We start from the raw sequence: 16426 nt of genomic DNA, 5'->3' as shown, positions 1-16426 counted from the left end.
ATGGAAAAATTAGTATCTGTAGAAAAATTTCATGAATTAACCAAAGAAGGAAAACATATTTTTATGTTTTCAGCGGATTGGTGCCCTGATTGTCGCTTCATAGATCCAGTTTTACCAGAGCTAGAAGCGGAATTCTCGGATTACACCTTTGTCTATGTAGATCGTGATCAATATATTGATTTGTGTGGAGAGTTAAGCATATTTGGAATTCCAAGCTTCATTGCGTATAAAGACGGAAATGAGCTTGGCAGATTTGTTAGTAAAGATCGTAAAACAAAAGAAGAAATTGAAAATTTTATAAATGGTCTTGAATAATTGAAAAAACCTCTGTCTTTAAGATAGAGGTTTTTTCATGTAAAATGAGGTAACGAAATTTTTACCTAAAAGGATGATAAATCGTGAAAATGGATTCGAAAAGTATGAAAAAAGAGCTTGAAAAAAGATTACATAAAGAGAATCGAAGTATTCACTATGATCGTGACAAGGAAACGATGCGTTTTGAAAATAAAGAAACAGGTAAAGGCATCACAGTATCACTTTCAAGTGCAGTTTCAAAATGGCATGAACAGCATGAAAAGGCTATTGACGAAGTTGTCTATTATGTAGAAGAAGCACTGGAAGTAATGGGTACTGAGCAAAAAATCGCTGGCAATGAAAAAAAAATATTCCCTGTCATTCGCTCAACTTCTTTCCCTACTGAATCATCTGAAGGAAATGGATTTTTAACGGATGAGCATACAGCAGAAACTCGCATCTATTATGCGTTAGATTTAGGTAATACTTATCGGCTAATAGATAAAGAAATATTAGAAAAAGAGGAGTGGGATAGAGAAAAGATTTGTGAAATGGCTAGGTTTAATCTTCGTTCATTATCTACTGAATTGAAGAAGGATACCGTTGCAGGTAACGATTTTTATTTCTTGAATACGAATGATGGTTATGATGCGAGTCGAATTTTAAACGAAAAATTTTTGAAGGAAATGTCGGAGAAGTTAGAAGGCGAGATGGCGGTAGCGGTTCCCCATCAGGATGTTTTAATAATTTGTGATATCCACAATGAAACAGGCTACGATATATTAGCGCAAATGTCGATGAGTTTTTTCACTAACGGTCATGTACCAATTACTGCATTGTCATTTATGTATGAAAATGGAGAGCTTGAACCGATTTTTATTATGGGGAAAAATCGGAGAAAACAATAAAAAAAGGGTCAGCGTGTGCTGACCCCTATTTCTTATCTGTCTAGCTTCAGCGCCTATCGGCTAGCGGATTTCTCCGTCTCCTCCCTACGATAAGTCAACATCAGGTGAAATTGGTACTTCAAATTTCACTCGGTGAAAATGGTAGTTCAATTTTCAATAGCTCGTGAACTACCTCACTGTGTTTTCTTTATCTCAGTCGAAGACTACGAAATCCGTACGCCGATGAGCAAGGCGCTTGCGTTTTTCTACCTTGTAGGGAATACTCTCTTAATAGTTCCACCGATTTGGTCAAATAAACCTCTAACAGGATGTCCACTCCGTATTTGATTTCCGTAATCAGTCATCCTATCAAAAAAATCTGGGTTAACAGATACATATACATTGTCGATACGATTGTCCGCTTTTTTAACGGTTCTAATTATTTTATTTTTTACTGTTCTTGGTAATTCATTTCTAGAACGGTCATTTAGCATAACCGCAACATACGCATTATTGCCTGTTACAAGGACATTTGCGCGATTAACTTCATTTAAATTAGCTACTTTGTCGGCAATATCATCGGCATTTCTGTAATTATTATTTACATTGTTTGGATTATTTACATCGGTTCCGACATTATTATTGTTCCGATAATTTACGTTTGCTCCCGGACCTAAATTGTCATTGTAACTAACCCGATCCATGTTGTTGTTATAATTTGGGTTTGTATTTGGATTATAACGAACTGGGCTCACATTGTTTCTTGTAGTTCCATTTTTATTAGTGGCACATCCCATTAATAGCCCTGAAGCAATTCCAATAGCTAATATTGAATTAACGAATTTCAACACAATCTCCTCCTTCTATCGTCTATCGTTAATCTCTATTAATTTTCCTTTTAAAAATGGATTTATTCTGCTAATATTTGTTAGTTATCAGGCTAATTTTCTTATTTTTGATGCTTAATACGAAAATACCTCGAAATTTCACTATATCTTTGTATAATGAAAGTATAGGTAATTCTTAATGCTTATTTTTCCTTTATAGGTTAACAATAGAAAGAGTGATAATATGAGTTGGTTTAAAAGTTTTTTGAAAATATTTGGATCTCAAGAAAATGAAGATTATGATGAAGTTGAAAATTTTGAGCAGGTGCAGCGTGAAAATATAAATGCACAAATGGAAACAAAAGTTACATATCAATATCCAAAAGGAAACTTTCGCTTTCCTTTGGAAATAGAAAATGACAACATATTCAAAAAACAGAATGAGTCGATAAGAAAAGCTAAAAATCAGCCAATCTTGGAGAAAAAAGAGGAGAATAGGAATAGCAAAACTACCTCTCGCACTCAAAGTCAGGGGATTAAGCCCAAAATCCAACCGAAAATAAAACAGCCTTTCCGACCAACGGAAATTCCTTCACCAGTATATGGGTTTAATCGACCTCCAAAAAGGAATAATTCAAAAATCAATATGAGAGATCACAGTGGCTCTCTTGGAATAGAGGAAGAGGAACAACATTTAAATCAAATGGCAATTGTGGAGGAAGAACAAGATCGTGAACAAATTGCAATAGAAGAGGTACAACACCTCGATGAAGTCGCAATTGTGGAAGAAGATCATGACTGTGAACAAATTGCAATAGAAGAGGAACCACATTTCGATCAAGTCACAATTGAGGAAGAAGAACAAGATCGAGAACAAATTGAAATAGAAGAGGAAGCACACCTCGATGAAGTCGCAATTGTGGAAGAAAAACAAGATCGAGAACAAATTGAAATAGAAGAGGAACAACACTTCGATCAAGTCGCAATTGTGAAGGAAAAACAAAATCGTGAACAAATCGATCTAGAAGAGGTACAACACCTCGATGAAATCGCAATTGTGGAAGAAAAACAAGATCGTGAACAAATTGTAATAGAAGCGGAACAACTCCATAATCAATGTGCGATTGTAGAGGAAGATCATCCGCTTGAAAAAAATGATATAGATTTAAATAACGAAGATTTACAAATAAGTAATGGAATAATTGAGCCAAAAGTAGATGAGATAGAAACACTACGTCAGCATTATGATCTAATTGAAGAAGAACAAATTATTACACAAAATGAAACATCTAATAATGAGAAAATACATAAGGGAACAATCGAAGAGGAATTGGATCTGAATCAAGAACAGGAGATGAATGAATCCAATATAGTGGAAATAGAAGAGCCAATTACGGCGGAACATATCGAATTTCCAGAAAATCATATAGAAGATGAATATGTTGAATTACAGGAAGTTGTTGAGGATAACGAAGCCCAACAAGCAAATGATCCAATACTATATAACGAAACGCCTGCTCGCTCTCATATTCCATTCAATGTTATTATGCTGAAAAAAGACCGAGAAAAATTATCGAATAAACAAATAGTGACCGATATGCAAAATGCAAAAGAAGAAATAGCAGCGTCTGTAAACATTGATGAAGAATATATTATAGAGGATTATGTTTTCCCATCCACCAATTTATTAATTCCGCCTGTGCGAGATGAATTGGACAAAGAATGGGTTTTTAGTCAAAGTGAATTGTTGGATGAAACATTATTGAGTTTTAATGTTCGAGCAAGGGTTGTAAATGTAAGCCAAGGACCTTCTGTGACAAGATTTGAAGTTCAACCAGAACCTGGTGTTAAGGTCAATAAAATTACGAATTTAAGCGACGATATTAAACTAAGTCTTGCGGCTAAAGATATTCGTATTGAAGCACCGATTCCAGGCAAACATACGATTGGTATAGAACTTCCTAATGCACAAAGCCGACCGGTTTATATAAGTGAAATTATTTCCAGCGAAATATTTCAAAAGAGTGAGTCGCCACTTACCGCCGCATTAGGACTAGATATTTCCGGAAAGCCGGTTATTACTGATTTAAGAAAAATGCCCCATGGTTTAATCGCAGGAGCAACTGGTTCGGGAAAAAGTGTTTGTATTAATTCCATACTTGTGAGTCTTTTATATAAATCAACTCCAGATGAATTAAAATTGTTAATGATCGATCCGAAAATGGTGGAACTTGCACCATATAATTACATCCCGCATTTAGTGAGTCCTGTCATAACCGATGTAAAAGCTGCAACAGCTGCACTAAAATGGGCTGTAGAAGAGATGGAAAGGCGATATGAATTATTTGCACATACTGGAGTCCGAGAGATTCAACGTTATAATGAGTTGGCAGAACAAAATAGACAGTTTAATCAAAAGCTTCCTTTTATTGTGATTGTCATTGATGAGTTAGCAGACTTAATGATGATGGCGCCTGGCGATGTGGAGGAAGCGATATGCCGAATTGCCCAAAAGGCAAGAGCATGTGGGATTCACTTGATTATTGCAACTCAACGTCCATCAGTTGATGTCATTACTGGTTTAATTAAAGCAAATGTTCCAACTAGGATTGCATTTTCTGTCTCCTCACAAGTTGATTCAAGAACTATTATCGATATAAGCGGTGCAGAAAAATTATTAGGACGAGGGGATATGCTCTTTTTAGAAAATGGTTCTTCAAAAGCCGTTCGCCTTCAAGGTACATATGTATCAGATGAAGAAATTGATCAGGTGGTGGCCCATGTTCGCTCGGAAAGAAAGCCTGATTATTTATTTGAACAAGAGGAACTTCTTAAGAAGGCAATCATACAAGATGAAGAAGATGAAATCTTTTCTGATGTTTGCGATTTCGTCTTAGAACAAGGTGCTGCATCTACTTCCCTTATTCAAAGAAGCTTTAGAATTGGCTATAATCGTGCAGCGCGCTTAATGGAAATGATGGAACAGCAAGGCATTATATCAGAGGCAAAAGGGAGCAAGCCTAGGGATATATTAATATCGAAAGAAGAATATGATGTTCTATCTGGAACAGAATAGGTAAGATTATGAACAAATGCGTAAATGCCCTGGTCGTCGGAGTATGGATGAGTGAAATTTGAAGTTTAATTTTACCCGTTGCCACTTCTCGCAAGGAAGAGACATAGAAATCCGCTAGCTGATAGCTGCTTGCGCTATACGTAGACAACTTTTTATAAAAGGTTATCCACAATTGAAATTTCATAATTTCCTATAGAAAAAAAGTCGGTGCAAAGTGAAAATAATCATTGCACCGACTTTTTTTAAATGGTGACCGATTGTTCATTTATGTATTGAAATACTATAAATATCCATAAAAGCGGGAATGCTAACCGTATTAATAACTCCTCCGAAGATACCAATTGAAATTTGAGGTACCAATTTCACATAGTCACCCATCATAAAAAGTGCTATAATAAATAAGTATGTTTTTCGTATTGATGAAATAGACGAAAGAATGAACGAAGGCATAAAACTTTTCAATGAGTTACATAACCAAGTGAAAATAAAGTTTTTTCTTAGCAAAAAATAGTCTTTGTCATATAATGCATACATATAGACATTGTTGGAGGTTCTATTATGACTGTATACCATTTCGTAGGCATTAAGGGTTCCGGAATGAGTTCTTTGGCACAAATACTGCATGATATGGGTTATAAAGTGCAAGGATCAGATTATGAAAAGTATTTTTTTACCCAGAAAGCCTTAGAAGACTCAGGTATAAAAATATTGCCCTTCCAGCGTGAAAATATTCAACCTGGTATGACGGTAATCGCAGGTAATGCTTATCCTGATACACATGAAGAAATTGAAGAAGCCTTAAATAAGGGAATTCCAGTTATTCGTTATCATAAATTCTTAGGGGAATTTATGCAGCTATTCACAAGTATAGCTGTTACCGGTGCGCATGGAAAAACGGGCACAACAGGGTTGTTAGCACATGTAATGAAAAATGTGAGACCTACATCCTATCTAATCGGAGATGGTACAGGTAGTGGTGTGAAAGATGCTGAGTATTTTGTATTCGAAGCGTGTGAATACCGCCGCCATTTTCTTTCCTATTTTCCAGATTACGCTATTATGACAAATATAGATTTTGATCATCCAGATTATTTTGCGAATATTGATGATGTATTTTCTGCATTTCAAGAATTAGCATTACAAGTGAAAAAAGGTATCTTTGCATATGGAGATGATGAGCAATTACAAAAAATCCAAGCTAAAGTACCTGTGCTATTTTATGGATTTGAAGAAGAAAATGATTTTCAAGCTAAGAATATCGTAAAAGATACGACTGGAACAAAGTTTGACGTGCATGTAAGAAATAATTATTATGCTTCCTTTGAAATTCCTACCTTTGGTGATCATAATGTACTAAATGCACTATCTATTATTGCGATATGCCATTATGAAGGATTTGAAACAGAGGCAATTCAAACGCATATTAAGTCTTTCCAAGGAGTAAAACGTCGTTTTACGGAAAAACAAATTGGATCTCAGATTATTATAGATGACTATGCACATCATCCAACTGAAATAAGAGCGACCATTGATGCAGCACGACAAAAATTTCCTGATCGTAACATAGTTGCTGTATTTCAACCACATACTTTTACAAGAACACAAACGTTTTTACATGAATTTGCGGAAAGCTTAAGTCTAGCGGATGATGTCTTCTTATGTGAGATTTTTGGATCTGCCCGTGAAAATCATGGAAAACTATCCATAAAGGATTTACAGGATAAAATTGAAGGCTCTAGTATACTTGCGGAAGATAATACCTCACCATTACTGCAACTTGAAAACAGTGTTATTTTATTTATGGGTGCTGGTGATATTCAAAAATTCCAAAAATCATATGAGAGCTTAATACAATCTAATTAATGATGAAAAAGACTGCTTTTTACAGCAGCCTTTTTTTTATTTCAATTTATCCGGATTCAAGCATTCTAATTCAGGTAATACAAAAAGTCCATCTTTTCGAATTAGTACATCATCAAAATATATTTCTCCGCCGCCATATTCCGGACGTTGAATTAATACCATATCCCAATGAATATTAGAATCATTTCCGTTTGGTGCTACATCATAGCATTGGCCAGGTGTGAAGTGAATGCTTCCGGCGATTTTTTCATCGAACAAAATATCCTGCATTGGGTGAAGGATATATGGATTAACTCCAATGGCAAACTCACCAATATATCTTGCTCCTTCATCCGTATCGAAAATTTTGTTAATTCTTTCTGTATCGTTTGCTGTTGCTTCGACAATTTTTCCATCTTTAAATGTAAGCTTCACATTTTCAAACGTAAAGCCTTGATAAGGGGACGGTGTATTATATGTAAGGGTACCATTAACAGAGTTTCGAACAGGTGCTGTGTAAACCTCTCCATCTGGTATATTAAGGTGGCCAGCACACTTAATTGCCGGTATATCCTTGATGGAAAAAGTTAGATCTGTTCCAGGGCTAACAAGTCTTACTTTATCTGTTTTATTCATTAATTCCACTAATGAATCCATTGCTTTGTCCATCTTGCTGTAATCCAAATTACATACATCGTAGTAAAATTCTTCAAATGACTCTGTACTCATTTTTGCCAATTGTGCCATTGAAGAATTTGGATAACGAAGTACGACCCATTTTGTTTTCGGCACTCGAATTTCAGAATGTACTTTCTTACCAACCGTACTTCCCGAAATTTTCATTTTCTCATCTGGAACATCTGCATGCTCGTTAATGTTGTCACCAGAACGAAGTCCAATATAAGCATCCATATTCTTCATGACATTTGCTTCAAAGTCTGCCTTCATATCGTACTGCTCTTGTACTGCTCCCATTAATAGTGCACGATCAACCTGTTGGTCCTTTAAAGAAACAAAAGGATATCCTCCTGCTGCATATGCCTCTTTGACAAGTGCTACTACTAATTCACGTTGTAATCCAAAATTCTCAATGAGTACTTTCTCACCAGGCTTTAATTGAACAGAATAGTTAATTAAATTTTTCGCCAGTTTTTCAATGCGCGGATCTTTCATGCTGAACTCCTCCAATAAAAAGTTTACATACTATTTTATTGTAACCCAAAATATCATATCTTGCCCGATTTAAAAGTCTAAATAATTTTATATTTGGCGAAAGAACACGAATATGAGAAAATAGAAGAAAAAGACTTCTCAAATTAGGGCGTTTGTTAAATGAAAGAAGATTGGCAAATTTATGTTTACGTTGTCCGTAATTGGGGAATTGTTTAGTTAACTGGAGGTTTTCAAATGATTATCATTCTTTATTTAAGTGTTGCATTAATAGCGGTGGCATTTTTAGTGCTTGTCATCAGTCTCACAAAAACGTTGAACTCGATGAAAGGAACATTGGATCGTGTTTCTAAGACGATGGAAGACTTAGAAGGACAATTACAAGGGATTACGACTGAAACAACTTCATTATTACATAAAACAAATGAACTTGCGGAAGACATTCAAATGAAATCAGAAAAACTAAATAGTGTTGTTTATGCGGTTCAAGATGTCGGCACAACCATTAAAGAATTTAATGGGTCTATTCGAAAGGTTTCATCAAGCCTTTCCACACAAGTAGTGAATAATCAGGATAAAATTGCTCAGGTTTTACAATGGGGTTCTGTTATTAAAGAATTAAGAGATAAATGGTTGGAGAAAAAAGAAAGTAAAAGAGAGTCTATGACCTTTGATGATCAAGCAGATATGGAACTAAGGGAAGTAAAAAGAGTAAGAAGTGAATAGGAGGAACTTGCGATGGAAAAGACTGAAATGAACAGAAGTGAAGTCCATGAAAATGTAGATACAAAGACTTTTTTAGTTGGTGCTATTATTGGCGGTATAGTAGGTGCGGCTACAGCATTATTATTGACTCCAAAATCGGGAAAAGAAATTCGCAACGATTTATCTGAACAAGTTGATTCATTATTAAATAGAAGTAACCAACTTAAAATGATGGCGACAGAAAAGGGAAACGAACTTATCGCTGCAACAAAGGAAACTTCAACTAAGTTACGAGATTTAACGATGGAAAAAGGAAATAATATTGCCGAATCAGTAAAAGAAAAATCAAAGATTCTAACGGATAAAGTTACAAAATAAAGAATATAAAACAAAAAAACAAGCAAAGAAAAATCCTTGCTTGTTTTTATTTTTGTCGGATTACATGCTCCCAAATAATTTCTAATTTGTCTCCATCAATAACCGTTTCATAGAATGTTGTTTCTTCTCCATTTTTCACTAAGTGGAATTTTCCTGAACTTTCTTTTGGAATATCAATTTCAACATGACGAAAGATATCTTGGAAAATAAACGGTTCCATTTCAATCATTTTCATTTCAATAACATCGCCGTGAGAAACAATATCCGTTTCTGTTAGTTTTTCTTTATTTCGATACCATTCTGTTCTCGGTTTCATCATCGTTACATTTCTATCATTAAAAAACACATGTATATGGTAGTTTAAAAGAATGTTCTTTATGTCTGCTAGCTGCTTAATCGTGTTAAGGGAGCTAGATATTACTTGAATACGATCATTGTTTTGGAATGCTTGCGAAAGCTTTGCTCCTTTTTCATTTATTACTAATTTACTAGAGAAAGCAAGTAAAAATGTTTCCTTGCCGTTTAAACGAATTCTAAATGGCTGTAAATCAGCTAGTAGCTGATCTTGCTTTGTAGTTTTTAGCAATTCCTCGATCGTTTCGGGGAATTCTACCACTAGAGAATCGCGATCTTCAAGAAGCTCATCCGAAGTTGCAGAACTACCATTCTTTTTAACGATTGATGTAATTTCGTGTTTTTTTTCATTAATATATACAGTTTTCGCCGGGATATCGTCTAAAAACTGTGCAATTTTCACTTGCGGTGAATGTCCATCCATTCCTTTTATAGCAATAATTTCATCACCATTTTGGATTGGTTCGTCCAGACTACACACTACGCCATTTTTTTTAATAAGTGGTGGTTGCCCATGTGCCCCAGGTATGGTAATCTGCTGTCCATTTAAGGTAATTATTATTGCCATTCCAGGTTTCCCGTGTAAAGAACTTACTTTTGTGCCTGATGCAAGTAAACAATCACCAATGGTCAATTGCTTTACTTCGAAAAAACGGACTGGCTGATTATTTACATAAATGGTAACATAATGAACAGGAGTAAGAGTAGCAGCAATGGCAATTCCAATCGGTGTAATAAATTCTGGTCCTACTGGAATTTTTTCCGAAAGAATAAGTCCTTGGATTGCGCTTGAATCTCGGATGGCTACCCGATTTTCCGGTAGCTGCAAACAGGCCGCTATTTTTTTAGGCAATTCTGGAGTAAGACTTCCTCCTCCTACGAGCATTACAGCTTTTGGTGCCCTGCCATTATTCAACTGCATTATTTCCGTTGATATCGCATCAGCTAGGCGGTGGATAGCGTATTCTATCTGCTTTACAACAGTTTCTCTATCTATTTCTGTTTCAAATCCTAATATATCTTCCACTACAATAGAATCATTATGTAATAGATCTCTTTTTGCCTTTTCTGCGAGAGAAAAATCAAGCAGTAGTTGGTCGCTAATTGCCTCTGTAATTTCATCACCAGCTACAGGTACCATCCCATAAGCCGTGACTGTTCCCCATTCTGTTAAAGCAATATCGGACGTTCCTGCTCCAATATCAACAAGTGCTACATTTAATCTTCTCATTGAAGCTGGGATAAGCACATTAATAGCAGCAATTGGCTCTAAAGTCAGTGCATCCATCTCTAAATCTGCACGTTGTAATGCAGAAATCAATGATTCGACAACTACTCTAGGCAAGAAGGTAGCAATAATTTCTACGGATGCTTCCTCCCCTTGTTGGTCGATTAAACTGCCAATTTCATCTCCATCCAATTGATATTGGAAAACGGAATATCCTACGCAATAGTAGTTTCGACTTTTCTCTATAGAATTTTTTTCTGCGGCAATACTTTGTGCTTTTTGAACGGCACTTAATTCAAGATGCAAAACATCTTCCTTTGTAATAATTGGTTTTCCCTTGATTGCTATGGACACCTTTGCTTTTTCTGTCTTTAAAGCGCGACCTGCAGCAGCAACACAAACTTTTGTTAATACCCCATGCCTTTTTTCCATTTCCTCTTTTACATCGCGAATGATTTTGGAAACGGAAACAACATCATGAATTTGTCCGTCCAACATTGCTCTTTCCACGTGTTCTTTTACAAAGATATCGGAGACATTGTATTGTTTGTTGTTTTCTTCTAAAATGATTCCAACCACTGAACGTGTACCGATGTCTAAAGCAAATATTTTCTTCTTTTCTTGCAAGATGATACACCTTCTTGTTTAAAATTTATAAAACACTTTAACACTTAAACGCGTTTAAATATTAAAGGTGATTTTAGTGACATTTATACATCATTGGATTATAATGAATCCTAATATATGTTTTTAAAGGCTCTTTTCATAAACTTTGTTGTTTTTGTAAGGAAAAACTTATAACCTTCCTTATTTGATATAAGTATGGCTATTCCTTTTTAAGAAAAGATGTCCCGTTCTTTAGTCTAATTTGGATTTATAACAATTACGATAAACAACTCATAGGAGCGAAAACAGCTGTTAGTAACGAAAGTATTTTCTATCTAAAATGTAACATATAGTTAAAAATTTTAAAACACAATTGGAGTCTGTCTTGATATCACATATTTGATAAAGTCAAAATGTCTTTAACTACGCAAATGAAAAAAACGTTTCTGAAGGTGTAAATAGTATACCTTCATACTGATAAAGTGCTTAAACTGTATTACTAAAAGAAGGGATGTCAGTAATGGGGAATCAAGAGCTAAACGATTTACGCAAACAGGTGGAAGATATAAATTTAAAATTATTAGAGTTAATTAATGAAAGAGGCCATTTAGTTCAGGAAATTGGACGAGTTAAAGAAACGCAGGGTGTGAATCGATTTGATCCAGTTCGTGAAAGAAAAATGCTAAATATTATAAAAGAGTATAATGATGGCCCATTTGACACTGCAACCATTGAACATATTTTTAAAGAAATCTTTAAAGCTGGGCTAGATCTCCAACAAGAGAATCAACAAAAGGCATTGCTTGTTTCTCGCAGAAAACAACCAGAAAATACAATTGTTTCAATAAAAGGTGAAACGGTTGGTGATGGGAAACCGCATTTCGTATTTGGACCTTGCGCGGTTGAGTCTTATGAGCAGGTTGCGGAGGTAGCTAAGTCAGTTAAGGATAAGGGGCTTAAATTACTTAGAGGCGGGGCATTTAAGCCGCGTACCTCACCGTATGATTTCCAAGGGTTGGGGATTGAAGGATTAAAAATCTTAAAGCAAATAGCCGATGAATTTGATTTGGCAGTAATAAGTGAAATTGTAACACCTGCAGATATTGAAAAGGCGGCAAGTTACATTGACGTTATCCAGATAGGTGCACGAAATATGCAAAACTTCGAACTGTTAAAAGCTGCTGGATCTATAAATAAACCGGTATTATTGAAAAGGGGACTCGCTGCGACACTCGATGAATTTATCCATGCAGCCGAGTATATTATGTCACAAGGAAATGGACAAATTATCCTATGCGAGCGTGGCATTCGTACATATGAAAAAGCGACGCGGAATACATTGGACATTACTGCAGTTCCAATATTAAAGCAAGAGACACATCTACCAGTGTTTGTGGATGTAACACATTCTACTGGAAGAAGAGATTTGCTTCTTCCAGCCGCAAAAGCGGCACTAGCTATTGGGGCTGATGGGGTAATGGCAGAGGTGCATCCAGATCCCGCAGTTGCATTATCTGATGCGGCACAGCAAATGGATTTACAACAGTTTGATACATTTTATCGAGAATTGCTAGCATCACAACCAGCAAGAGTCTAACCCCGGAGATCTGTCGGGGTTTTTTTATATAATTTTAAATTGTGTTGTATATCGACTTTGAACAAGCTTTAGATATGGGAATAACTGCGTAAAGAGTAGGGTGGTCAACATTTCTATAGCTTAATAAGAGCAGGCGAATTTCTTTTTGGGAAAATAGTAATAGTTTGTTGTTAAAATGGTGTAATTCATTGCAGGATATGAGCATGTATCGTATGATTGTTCTAAGTTAATTTTTTTAGTTACATACTGTTTGGTAAAATAGAAAAGAAATGAAAATACTAATAAAATAGTACATAGAAGTGTAAAATTGGAGTGAAGAAAAATGAATATTACAATATACGATGTTGCTAGAGAAGCGAATGTGTCAATGGCAACTGTTTCAAGGGTAGTGAATGGTAATCCGAATGTGAAACCGGCAACCAGAAAAAAAGTATTAGAAGTTATCGAAAGACTTGGTTATCGTCCAAATGCGGTAGCACGTGGATTAGCAAGTAAGAAAACAACGACCGTTGGAGTTATTATTCCGGATATATCGAATATTTTCTTTGCTGAATTGGCACGCGGCATCGAAGATATTGCGACGATGTATAACTATAATATTATATTAAGTAATTCTGACCAAAATAAAGAAAAGGAATTGCATTTACTAAATACGATGCTTGGAAAACAAGTGGACGGTATTGTCTTTATGGGTGGTAATATTACAAATGAGCATGTTTTGGAATTTGAACGTTCACCGGTCCCGATTGTTTTAGCTGGATCCATCGAGCCATTCAATAAAGTTCCTTCGGTCAATATTGATTATAAACAAGCTGCCTATGATGCAATTGATGAATTCATCAATAAAGGTCATAAGAATATTGCTATGGTTATTGGACCACTTCATGATCCAATTAACAGGGAACTAAAGCTTAAAGGGTATAAAGAAGCACTTCAAAATGCAGGCATAACGTTTAATGAGGATCTTGTGATCGAAGGTGATTATACGTATGATTCCGGGATTGAAGCTTGGCAAAAATTAAGTGAACTACAAACGAAGCCTACAGCTATTTTTGCCGGAAATGACGAAATGGCACTTGGAGTTGTTCATGGTGCACAAGATGATGGAATTGTTATTCCTGAACAATTAGAAGTTATCACATCAGATAATACTCGATTAGCACTAATGGTTCGTCCACAATTAACATCGGTTGTCCAGCCATTGTACGATATCGGAGCAGTTGCAATGAGGCTACTAACTAAATATATGAATAAAGAAAAGGTGTCTGAAAATATCGTTATTCTTCCACATAGAATTGAACACCGTAGTTCAACCACTGAGTAAGTTTTTTGAATTTATATAAGTATTACTTATGCTTGGATGAATATTAATGTTTGTTTTCGTATAGATTGTTGTTTTTCGTAATTTGTTTATAATCCTATATTAGACTTAAGAACGGGGCATCTTTTCTTAAAAAGGATATCCATTCTTGAATCGAATAAAAAAGCTAATAAGATTTTCTTTTTCAAAAGCAATAAAATTTAAGAAAAGAGCCATATTAAAAGGATGGTAATAAAATGAAAAAAGAGACGAAGAAGGAAGTATACTCATGGATTAAATCCATTATATTCGCAGGAATAATCGTATTTGTTTGCAGATACTTTATTTTTGTACCATCTATAGTGGTAGGGCAATCAATGATGCCAAATCTTCAGGATGAGAACAGGATTATTGTAAGTAAATTAAGTAAGATTGAGCGATTTGATGTAATTGTCTTTCATGCACCTGATGCAAACGAGGATTATGTAAAAAGAGTTATCGGACTTCCAGGTGATTCAGTTAAAATGAAAAATGATGTATTGTATGTTAATGGAAAAGCATATAATGAATCGTATCTTAAGCAATATAAAAGCGCGCTTCCGCCAATGCAAAAATTAACTGGAGATTTTTCTCTGCAAGATCCACCAACGGATGCTAAAGTCGTTCCAAAAGGATATTTATTTGTATTAGGTGATAATCGCGGAATAAGCAAGGATAGCCGTATCTTTGGATTTGTCCCAATGAAATCAGTAGTTGGGAAAGTAAAAATTCGATTCTGGCCTCTAAATGAGCTAGATGTTTATAAATAATAATGATGAAAACAAGACCAAACGGGTCTTGTTTTTTATTTACTCCTTATCATATGTAAAGCCTTCTCCAGTGTTTTTCTGTTTTTTTCTGTAATTTCTTTTTTTCTTGGAATTGGCCCATACATGTTATCAGGATCATCCCATGTTGATATTAATGAAACGCGCGATTTTGGCTGCCACCTTTCTAGCCAAGCTTTCGGAAGTGTATTTTCAATGTTCGTGTTATTTGTCATTTCGAGCCAAATATAAGACCATGCTCTTGGTACAACACGCCATATATCATAACCACCTCCGCCAACTGCAATCCATTTACCATTACAATATTGATGTGCCAGCTCATGGGCTAGCTTTGGTATTTCACGATAAATTTTCATCGTTGCAGATAAGTGAGTAAGTGGGTCATAATAATGAGCATCAGCCCCATTTTGAGTCAGGATGACATCTGGCTTAAAATACTCAGCAATTTCTTTTACAGCAGTGGTATAGCACTCAAGCCAAGACTCATCTTCTGTAAATGCATCTAAAGGAATATTATAGGAATATCCATAGCCCTTACCAATTCCCCATTCGTTTGCATTACCAGTCCACGGAAATAAGTATCGGCCAGTCTCATGTATAGAAATAGTACAAACATTTTCGTCATCATAAAATGACCATTGTACCCCGTCTCCATGATGTGCATCTGTATCAATGTATAGAACTCTAGCATTATATTTATCATGCAAATATTTAAGAGCAACGGAACAATCATTATATACACAAAATCCTGATGCCTTTCCGCGAAAACCATGGTGTAACCCGCCACCTAAATGCAAGGCATGTGAATATCTGCCTGACATCACTTCATCAACTGCTGTCAATGTTCCACCTACTGATAATGCGCTTGCCAGGTGCATATTTTCAAATATTGGTGTATCTTCTGTCCCTAACCCAAAGTTTTCGGCTTTTTCACGTGATAATTGATTATTTCCAGCATTTTTTACAGCAGCTATGTAAGATGGATCATGATTTAAGGAAAGCTCTTCATCTGTAGCAACGCGAGGTATAATAATATCTGAACTTTCAATCGCCTTCATTTCTGTTAATAAATCCAAAGTTAATTTGATGCGCATCTGGTTGAAAGGATGGTTATTAGAAAAACGATAAGAAAGAAGTTCATTTGAATAAATAAATACGGCATCTTTAGTCATATTTAAACTCCCGGATAGTTTATAGTAATGTTGCTAGACTGTTTTCATATAGTATTTAACTCTTCGTAAATTGATTTAAATTCTAATGTAGCATTAGTTCCAGCGCATCTTTTCTTAAAAAGGTTAGTCATTCTTCCACGAATAAGGAAGTTTACAAGTTTTC

Annotated in this window: 13 protein-coding genes; 9 read left to right on the top strand and 4 right to left on the bottom strand. The window is 35.4% G+C overall.

The features are described from left to right. Both AC3WJF_RS06525 and AC3WJF_RS06520 read left to right on the top strand, forming a co-directional pair. On the top strand, positions 1–315 hold the full coding sequence (locus AC3WJF_RS06525) for a thioredoxin family protein (RefSeq protein WP_492450483.1): 315 nt from the start codon (positions 1–3) through the stop codon (positions 313–315). Positions 316–404: 89 nt separating this feature from the next. Then, positions 405–1202, top strand: coding sequence for a DUF1444 domain-containing protein (locus AC3WJF_RS06520; RefSeq protein WP_492450535.1), 798 nt, complete (start codon positions 405–407; stop codon positions 1200–1202). 245 nt (positions 1203–1447) lie between these two features. On the opposite strand, the gene AC3WJF_RS06515 is transcribed toward AC3WJF_RS06520, so the two are convergent. Continuing rightward, entirely contained in the window at positions 1448–2029 is a 582-nt protein-coding gene (locus AC3WJF_RS06515) for a YhcN/YlaJ family sporulation lipoprotein (RefSeq protein WP_492450481.1), read from the bottom strand. A gap of 223 nt (positions 2030–2252) precedes the next feature. Between AC3WJF_RS06515 and AC3WJF_RS06510 the strand changes: the two genes are divergently transcribed. Next, positions 2253–5084, top strand: coding sequence for a DNA translocase FtsK (locus AC3WJF_RS06510; protein WP_492450479.1), 2832 nt, complete (start codon positions 2253–2255; stop codon positions 5082–5084). Between the two features lie 558 nt (positions 5085–5642). Beyond that, complete coding sequence (gene murC / locus AC3WJF_RS06505; protein ID WP_492450477.1) at positions 5643–6947, top strand: UDP-N-acetylmuramate--L-alanine ligase; 1305 nt, start codon at positions 5643–5645, stop codon at positions 6945–6947. A gap of 36 nt (positions 6948–6983) precedes the next feature. On the opposite strand, the gene AC3WJF_RS06500 is transcribed toward murC, so the two are convergent. Beyond that, on the bottom strand, positions 6984–8099 hold the full coding sequence (locus tag AC3WJF_RS06500) for an aminopeptidase (protein ID WP_492450475.1): 1116 nt from the start codon (positions 8097–8099) through the stop codon (positions 6984–6986). Between the two features lie 234 nt (positions 8100–8333). Between AC3WJF_RS06500 and AC3WJF_RS06495 the strand changes: the two genes are divergently transcribed. Further along, entirely contained in the window at positions 8334–8822 is a 489-nt protein-coding gene (locus AC3WJF_RS06495; protein ID WP_492450473.1) for a DUF948 domain-containing protein, read from the top strand. A gap of 12 nt (positions 8823–8834) precedes the next feature. Then, complete coding sequence (locus AC3WJF_RS06490; protein ID WP_492450471.1) at positions 8835–9179, top strand: YtxH domain-containing protein; 345 nt, start codon at positions 8835–8837, stop codon at positions 9177–9179. A gap of 46 nt (positions 9180–9225) precedes the next feature. Here AC3WJF_RS06490 and AC3WJF_RS06485 read toward each other — a convergent pair whose 3' ends face one another. Further along, complete coding sequence (locus tag AC3WJF_RS06485) at positions 9226–11388, bottom strand: cell division protein FtsA (protein WP_492450469.1); 2163 nt, start codon at positions 11386–11388, stop codon at positions 9226–9228. A 499-nt stretch (positions 11389–11887) separates the two neighbouring features. On the opposite strand from AC3WJF_RS06485, the gene AC3WJF_RS06480 reads away from it, so the two are divergent. The 3 genes from AC3WJF_RS06480 (at position 11888) to lepB (ending at position 15073) form a co-directional block, all read left to right on the top strand. Further along, positions 11888–12964: a bifunctional 3-deoxy-7-phosphoheptulonate synthase/chorismate mutase gene (locus AC3WJF_RS06480; RefSeq protein WP_492450467.1), complete on the top strand. Its 1077-nt coding sequence runs from the start codon at positions 11888–11890 to the stop codon at positions 12962–12964. 322 nt (positions 12965–13286) lie between these two features. Then, positions 13287–14288: a catabolite control protein A gene (gene ccpA, locus AC3WJF_RS06475; RefSeq protein WP_492450465.1), complete on the top strand. Its 1002-nt coding sequence runs from the start codon at positions 13287–13289 to the stop codon at positions 14286–14288. Between the two features lie 233 nt (positions 14289–14521). Next, positions 14522–15073, top strand: coding sequence for a signal peptidase I (lepB, locus tag AC3WJF_RS06470; protein WP_492450463.1), 552 nt, complete (start codon positions 14522–14524; stop codon positions 15071–15073). 35 nt (positions 15074–15108) lie between these two features. On the opposite strand, the gene AC3WJF_RS06465 is transcribed toward lepB, so the two are convergent. Then, positions 15109–16263 carry an acetoin utilization protein AcuC gene (locus AC3WJF_RS06465; protein WP_492450461.1) on the bottom strand — a complete coding sequence of 385 codons (1155 nt, stop codon included), beginning with the start codon at positions 16261–16263 and terminating at the stop codon, positions 15109–15111. Positions 16264–16426: the final 163 nt, after the last annotated feature.

It is taken from the genome of Heyndrickxia sp. FW510-T9, from assembly GCF_058781025.1.
This window is presented reverse-complemented; position numbering and strand designations above follow the sequence as displayed.

Coding starts and splice junctions, on each gene's coding strand:
- murC (WP_492450477.1), top strand. CDS start 5,643: ATGACTGTATACCATTTCGTAGGCATTAAGGGTTCCGGAATGAGTTCT.
- AC3WJF_RS06525 (WP_492450483.1), top strand. CDS start 1: ATGGAAAAATTAGTATCTGTAGAAAAATTTCATGAATTAACCAAAGAA.
- AC3WJF_RS06465 (WP_492450461.1), bottom strand. CDS start 16,263: ATGACTAAAGATGCCGTATTTATTTATTCAAATGAACTTCTTTCTTAT.
- AC3WJF_RS06480 (WP_492450467.1), top strand. CDS start 11,888: ATGGGGAATCAAGAGCTAAACGATTTACGCAAACAGGTGGAAGATATA.
- AC3WJF_RS06520 (WP_492450535.1), top strand. CDS start 405: ATGGATTCGAAAAGTATGAAAAAAGAGCTTGAAAAAAGATTACATAAA.
- AC3WJF_RS06510 (WP_492450479.1), top strand. CDS start 2,253: ATGAGTTGGTTTAAAAGTTTTTTGAAAATATTTGGATCTCAAGAAAAT.
- ccpA (WP_492450465.1), top strand. CDS start 13,287: ATGAATATTACAATATACGATGTTGCTAGAGAAGCGAATGTGTCAATG.
- AC3WJF_RS06495 (WP_492450473.1), top strand. CDS start 8,334: ATGATTATCATTCTTTATTTAAGTGTTGCATTAATAGCGGTGGCATTT.
- AC3WJF_RS06500 (WP_492450475.1), bottom strand. CDS start 8,099: ATGAAAGATCCGCGCATTGAAAAACTGGCGAAAAATTTAATTAACTAT.
- AC3WJF_RS06490 (WP_492450471.1), top strand. CDS start 8,835: ATGGAAAAGACTGAAATGAACAGAAGTGAAGTCCATGAAAATGTAGAT.
- lepB (WP_492450463.1), top strand. CDS start 14,522: ATGAAAAAAGAGACGAAGAAGGAAGTATACTCATGGATTAAATCCATT.